Consider the following 6,595-nt stretch of genomic DNA (forward strand, 5'->3'; position numbering starts at 1 on the left):
CTCGAAAGCGGAGGGATTCTTCAAAATGGCTCAATTCCTGATAGGCTTCTGCTTCCATACTCTGGTTAATGAAAACAATTTCATTATTGCGCTCAAAAAATGATTCCACTGAAGGCAAAAGAAAAAATGTTTTAGTTAATTGGTGGGCCAAAAGAGGCACAATAATTAAGGTTAAAATAAATTTAATGGAGAGGGCAGTTTTATAGCGGGAATTGCGATACTGTTTGAGCACCTTTTGCTCTGTGTCGCTGGACTGGGGGTCCATTTCCTGCTTCAAACGATCGATGGTACGTAAAAAGGAACGGGGTAAAACACCCGACTTCTGGGTAGCAGTGTCGACCTTTTGTTGGGTATCTTCCCGCCGAATGTATTGAAAACCTTCCCGATGTTTTTTGCTGACTTGTCGTTGTTTGTTAACAGCTATGGCAGGTAAATCTAGCACCCCACCATTGGCAATTTGCTTGGGGGGATGAATCTGGGGGAGTTCGCCATCGTAGCGCTGTAATATGTCATCGATAAATTGCAGTCGGTCAAGAATATATTCCGTTTCTGGATCCTGTTTAACCGCCGGATCTAGACTCAGAATTTTGACAAATTCTTGGTCACTGTTGAGGTGGTAAATTTCCTGCTCTATTTTCCTCAGATGCCGTTGAATTTGGTTGGCAAAATAAGTGACGGTGTCGGCACTGTAATCGCAATTTTCTGGCCCTATTTTTTTGCCTTGGAAGTATTGATCTTCAATTTCCTTTATTTTTAGTGCAGACCGGAAGGCTTGCTCCAGGGATTTTTGTGAAGATCTGCCAAACCACTGGGTTGCCCCTTGCCACCAATTTGTTAAATCCATTGACTGATGATTGGGTGAAAAAACAGCTAAGATGTTGTTTGATAAGGTTGTCTGATAAAGTTTTGGTTTCCGTTCAAGCTGCCCAAACTACGGTGGCCTAGGGTTTGACCCGTAAGGTTTTGGGATTGAGCAATACAGGGAATCTTAGCAGAACCAACGGGAACTATCAGGGGTAAAAGATTTGGCAGAAATAATCTGGCTAGAAGGGCGATCGCTCAGCGGCAAAACCCATCGATTAACCCAGTTATATGGCCAGTGGTGGCGAAGTTTAGAATTTCACCGGGGTCTGGATCAACCGACATTGGCTTTGGTATTGGCGGCCAATGGCCAAACCCGACGGCGCTTAAGCCGCAGTTTGGAGCGGGAAATCGGCGGCGACGCACCGGTAATGGGCAAAACACCCCTGGGACTGATGAGGGAGGATGTGCATTTATTTTGGCCACTATTGCTAGGGGAAGGGATTACCCAGCAACTTTTCCCTACCCAGTTGCGACCGGAAACGGAACAATGGTTGGCGGTGGAGCAATGGCAGAGTCAATATCCAGGACGGGATAGCTCCTTAAATGCAGCCCAGAGGTCTAGGTTAGTCCGTAATTTATTGGATTTGGGTCAGTTAGCAGGGGCGGCGGGTTGGCAAGATCGCCAGGTGCTAGAACGATTAACAGCAGGGCAAATCCGGGTAACCCCAGGGGAAATTACCCCAGAAGAGGCGATCGCCTTTTGGCAACATTGGCGGCAATGGTGTTTGGAAAAAGGCTTTTTAACCTATGGGCTGATTTTTCACTGTTATGGACAATATTTACTGAAAAAACCTCAATATCAGCAATATTTACGACAACGCTACGACGCAATTTTTGCTGATGACGTAGACGACTATCCGGCGATCGCCGTGGATTTATTTAGTCAGTTGCAGTCCCATTGTTCCTGGGCTGTCTTTAGCTTTAATCCAGACGGTCAGGTGCGTTTGGGGTTAAATGCCGATCCCGATGCTTTGGCGGTGCTGGCCCAGGGGGCTAAGGTGGAACGGTTAGAAAGACCAACGGGCATTGTGCCCCAGTTATCGGCCCAGGTGTTGACTCTGCTCAAAGACCCCCGATCGCCGGATAGATTGCCGCCTCAAGTGCAGACTCTGCAAACCTTTTCCCGGGCCCAACTGCTTCGACAAACGGCAGATCAGATCATTGCGGCAGTGCACCAAGGGGAAATCAAGCCCCAGGACATTGCCATCATCGCCCCCGGTCTGGACGAAATTGCCCGCTACAGTTTTTTGGAAATTTTTAACAAAGCTGGCATTGACACCATCGCCCTCAATGAGCAACGCCCCCTTAGTAGTGCCCCCTTAATGCGCAGTTTATTAACCCTGTTGGCCTTGGTGTATGACCTGGGGGAATGGGCCCGCCGAGAACAGGTGGCGGAAATGTTGGTAATGCTGAGTGAACGACGCTCTGGAACCCACACCACTCTGGCGATCGATCCTGTGCGGGCAGGGCTATTGGCGGATACCTGCTACGCCATTAATCCCCAAGCCCCGGCTTTGATGCCCATAGAGCAATATCCCCGCTGGGACCGCTTCGGCTACCAAGCTAGCCAAGCCTATGGCGCTTTACGGGATTGGTTAAGCCAGCAAAAACAAGCCCTGGCCCAGGAGATTTTATCACCAGTCACCATGCTGGACAGAGCTATCCGTGAGCAACTGCCCCCGGAACATCACCTCACCTATGGGGAATTGACTTCTTTGCGGGAATTGATGGAAACTCTCCAGCACTTTTGGCGCGTACAAAGCAAACTCCAGGGTAATTCCTACCCCAACGGGGAAAGCCTGCCCCAGATACGGGAAAAGCTGGCCCTATTTTTGCAACTGCTTAGTCAAGGCACCGTCACAGCCCAACCCCGACCGGATATTCCCGATTGGTTACCACCACCACCGGCCATTACCCTGGCCACCATTTACCAATACCGTTCCCTCCGTAGCCAACACCGCTGGCACTTTTGGCTTGATGCTGGCGATCGCCTCTGGGAAATGGGGGGAGCATCCCAGCTATTTGGATCGCCACTGTTACTACGCCATCGAGAACCAAAGCCTTGGACGGAACCAGAACAATTACAGTGGGACCAGGAACGCTTTGAGCGCATCGTGCGGGATTTATTAGCCAGGGTGACAGAAAAACTGGTACTCTGTCACAGTGAAATAAGCGTGCGGGGCACAGAACAGGTGGGTAGGCTCTTAAATATTATTCAACGGGCGGAAAATTTGTCCATTTAGCAATAGCCATGGCAACAGAACAGTTTCAAAACTTAAACCATTGCTTGTGGAATAATCATCAATACTTAAGCTGGATTAAAGCAAAGGCAATCAAAGCTTTTAGCGGGCTGGTGCAGGATAAATTCTGACTACCAAAGGAGAGGTAATAATGGTGGTAATGATTGCCATGATCACAAACATGGTAAAAATTACCGGAGAAATTACACCTAGTGTTAGACCCACGTTGAGAATAATCAATTCCGTCAAACCCCTTGTATTCATTAGCCAGCCCAAGGCTTTAGCCTCTTGTTTTTCCACTCCCATTACCCTGGTAGTCACATAAACCCCCCAATATTTACCGGCGATCGCCGCCGCCACCACTAAGGCGCACACTGCCCAGAGATAGGGTTTATTTAGCAAACCAAGATCTGTACTTAATCCACTATAGGCGAAGAAAATAGGTAAAAGAAATGTGGAAACAAAATCTTCAGTTTTAGTGGTTAATTCTGCGTTTAGGTTTGTATTTTTAGGTAAGATTGCCCCCAGAATAAAGCCACCAAAAATCACATCAATGCCAATCCATTGCGTGATCATAGCTGAGAGAACAACCATAATATAAATAAAAGTTAATAATCCTTTGTTGAGGTAATTAGTTTGGCCATAATTACGAAGAATATATTTAAATAATTTTTGTCCCAGGGTCACCATAAAAATGGTATAAACAGCGATGCCCAATAGGGTGGGAAAGGCACCGAAAATATTGTCCGTACGGGTCACCGCAATGGCGATCGCCAATAAACACCAAGCACTGATATCATCCACCGAAGCACAGGTTAAACCCAGGGTCCCGAGGGGGGTTTTATCCAGGCCGGTGTCCTTTAAAATACGCGCCAGCACCGGAAATGCCGTAATCGACATGGCGGCTCCAATGAAGAGGGCGAAGGGAATAAAGCTGGTTTTATTGGGTTGATTGAGGGAGTAGAGGACAAAAAAAGACAGCACTACCCCCAGCACAAATGGAAAGAAAATACTGACATTAGAAGTGACAATGGCAACTTTTAATTTTTGCCGCAGATGTTGGGGATTAAGCTCCAAACCCACTAAGAACATATAAAAAATTAAGCCAATTTCCGAGAGCAAATATAGAAATGGCTGGGTAGTGGCGGGGAAAAAACTTTTTTCTAGGGTAGGGGACAACAGACCGAGGAGAGAAGGCCCCAACATAATCCCCGCAATAATTTCCCCGATCACAGGGGGCTGTTGAAAGCGGGCAAACAGCAGACCGATCAGGCGAGCCAAGCCAATAATCACAACGATATTGGCAAGAATTAGCAGTAGAGTATTGGTGTCCATGGTTGTTGTGACCCATCCAGGCCTTGATTTCCCAAAGTTTGATTGGGAAAAACAATATCCTGCGAAAAGCACAATATACCAGATACGGCGGATTCCAAATCTAATTGGTACAGTAACAGCAATGAGTAAAATAGTTCCGTCTAGCCGCAGCAGAATTTAGCATCACTCCAATTTCTGCTAACTTTTCAACAGATTCTTTATCTCTGGGCCTAAATCTACGAATGAAAGCTTTGAGTTCCCACCAAAGATGTTCAATCGGATTAAAATCTGGATAGATTTAGGTAATAATTTTAAGCATAAAGTCCCCGACAAACTCATCGCCCCCGCATAGTTGAGACGAGTGCCTTTGTAAACAGAATCAAAGTCATAGGCTCTAGTTCCCATAAGAATTCTCGCCATATCTCGCATAATTCCCAGTAAGATTCTCATTTCGTCAAAAAATACTAAATTTTCAGGTTTCTCTTTCACAATTAAGTGCCAATATTCCTTTTAAGGGTAGCTAAAGTCCACGCAAAGGTAAAAGATACCCGCACTGACTTTTTACATAAATTGTCCACCAGATTGATCCGTGAAAACCAAACGGTGATTCTAGAGGATTTAAACACCGTCGGGATGATGAAAAATCGTCGTCTTTCCCGTGCTATTTCTGATTTAGGTTGGCGTAGTTTTCGCACTATGTTGGAAGCCAAAGCAGAAATGTATGGTAGGGACTTTCGGGTAATCTCCCGTTGGGAGCTAACATCGCAACGCTGTTCCTGTTGTGGTGAAATTGGCGGCAAAAAAGAACTCTCTGTGAGGGAGTGGACTTGTCTCTTTTGTGGGGCAACCCATGATCGGGATATTAACGCCGCAATCAATATCAAAGTCGCCGGGGGACACTCGAAGACTAAAAACGGACGGGGAGGAAAGCATAAGACTACTTCGGTAGCGGCATCCTGTGAAGCGTCAACCCACCTATTACCTACTCAACTTTTGTTGTTTGGATAGATAGGAATCCCCTCGCTTTAGCGAAGGGAGGATGTCAAAAGCTTGCATTGCTCTATGCCAAGAATTGGATTTGGAAGACCGCATCATTGAAATCGAAATCACTGATGCCTAGGTTGCTGGGCAAGTCCTCAAAACCGAAGACACCATTGCCCCGATTCTGTAAATGCTCCGCCCCATCCGGGTTAGCCTCCCCAAAGCTGAAATAGGCCACGGTGTGGCTCATAAAGTTATCCAGGGTGGCCCCTACATTATTGGGATTCTGAGCTAAGAAAACATCAATCGCATCTTGGACAGTGCCACTTTGGGGAATAAGACTTCCGCCATTGGCGATCGCCCAGGGAGCGTAAAGTTTGCCACCTTCCAGTAAAACATTTCCTAGCTTTGATGCTGTGGTATTTTTAGTGGGGTCACCATTGGCTCCTACCTGTAAGACAAAGTTATCGACTCGATTAGTTAAAGCGGTCAGGGCATAGCCCGCATCCCCTGGATTCAGCAAGTCATCAGTCCGACCATTATTATTACTGTCTAGGCTATCTAGTATGGCCCCATCAAGGTTAATCACCTCATATAACCCAAATAGGTTATGGAAAAAAGCATCGGTTTGTTGCAGAGATAATTCCCCTACCTGGGTGGTGATATTAGCACCCTTGAAGGGACTGAGGTTGTAGCCCAAGCTCCCCAGATTCCCCTGACTAGAAGTTTCAGTTTGTTTAAATTGAGTCGCCGTGGCGATGCTCCCTGGAGCAACAACGGTGCCACTAAAGGTACTGCCCAAAATATCAGCATTGTTGTAAGCCGTTCCAAAACTGATAGTGCCCGGGTCAACAGTGCCAGAGGCACTACTCGCACTGTTTTCATTAAAGGACACATTGGTCAGATTAACCTTATTGAGAGTTTGTCCAAGAACATTGAAATCAATGGCAAAGATAGCCCCGCCTAATCCTTGCCCCGAATTAGCCCCTGAGCCTCCTTGAGTTGAGTTGTTACTGAAGTTGACATTATTTAAGTCTAACGTACCTCCTAGTACAAAAATGGCACCACCTAGGCCAGCGCCGCCACCACCACTACCAACAGCATTTCCCGAAGGCGCCCCTGCTCCGCCATAAACCCCTCCTGATGCAGCAAAACCACCACCGCCGCCAAAACCACCTTGACCGCCATTACTATTT

Annotated in this window: 5 protein-coding genes and 1 pseudogene; 2 read left to right on the forward strand and 4 right to left on the reverse strand. The window is 46.9% G+C overall.

Features of this window, described 5'->3' with window-relative positions; all coding sequences use genetic code 11:
* Window positions 1–844 (reverse strand): annotated as a pseudogene (locus IQ219_RS15315) (proton extrusion protein PcxA); the annotation flags it as partial.
* Between the two features lie 181 nt (window positions 845–1,025).
* Between IQ219_RS15315 and IQ219_RS15320 the strand changes: the two are divergent.
* Window positions 1,026–3,107 carry a hypothetical protein gene (locus IQ219_RS15320; protein ID WP_228017174.1) on the forward strand — a complete coding sequence of 694 codons (2,082 nt, stop codon included), beginning with the start codon at window positions 1,026–1,028 and terminating at the stop codon, window positions 3,105–3,107.
* A 99-nt stretch (window positions 3,108–3,206) separates the two neighbouring features.
* Here the strand turns inward: IQ219_RS15320 and IQ219_RS15325 are convergent, their stop codons facing one another.
* Together IQ219_RS15325 and IQ219_RS15330 are read right to left on the reverse strand one after the other, a co-directional pair.
* Entirely contained in the window at window positions 3,207–4,439 is a 1,233-nt protein-coding gene (locus tag IQ219_RS15325; RefSeq protein ID WP_194073182.1) for a cation:proton antiporter, read from the reverse strand.
* Between the two features lie 177 nt (window positions 4,440–4,616).
* Complete coding sequence (locus tag IQ219_RS15330; RefSeq protein ID WP_194073183.1) at window positions 4,617–4,907, reverse strand: hypothetical protein; 291 nt, start codon at window positions 4,905–4,907, stop codon at window positions 4,617–4,619.
* A 6-nt stretch (window positions 4,908–4,913) separates the two neighbouring features.
* Between IQ219_RS15330 and IQ219_RS15335 the strand changes: the two genes are divergently transcribed.
* Window positions 4,914–5,426, forward strand: a complete 513-nt coding sequence (locus IQ219_RS15335) for an RNA-guided endonuclease InsQ/TnpB family protein (RefSeq protein ID WP_368667616.1) — start codon at window positions 4,914–4,916, stop codon at window positions 5,424–5,426.
* A gap of 52 nt (window positions 5,427–5,478) precedes the next feature.
* Here IQ219_RS15335 and IQ219_RS15340 read toward each other — a convergent pair.
* Window positions 5,479–6,595, reverse strand: a 1,117-nt coding sequence (locus IQ219_RS15340; RefSeq protein ID WP_228017175.1) for a DUF4114 domain-containing protein, incomplete at its 5' end; no start/stop codon positions are given.

It is taken from the genome of Synechocystis sp. LEGE 06083, from assembly GCF_015207725.1.
Lineage (GTDB): Bacteria > Cyanobacteriota > Cyanobacteriia > Cyanobacteriales > Microcystaceae > Synechocystis > Synechocystis salina.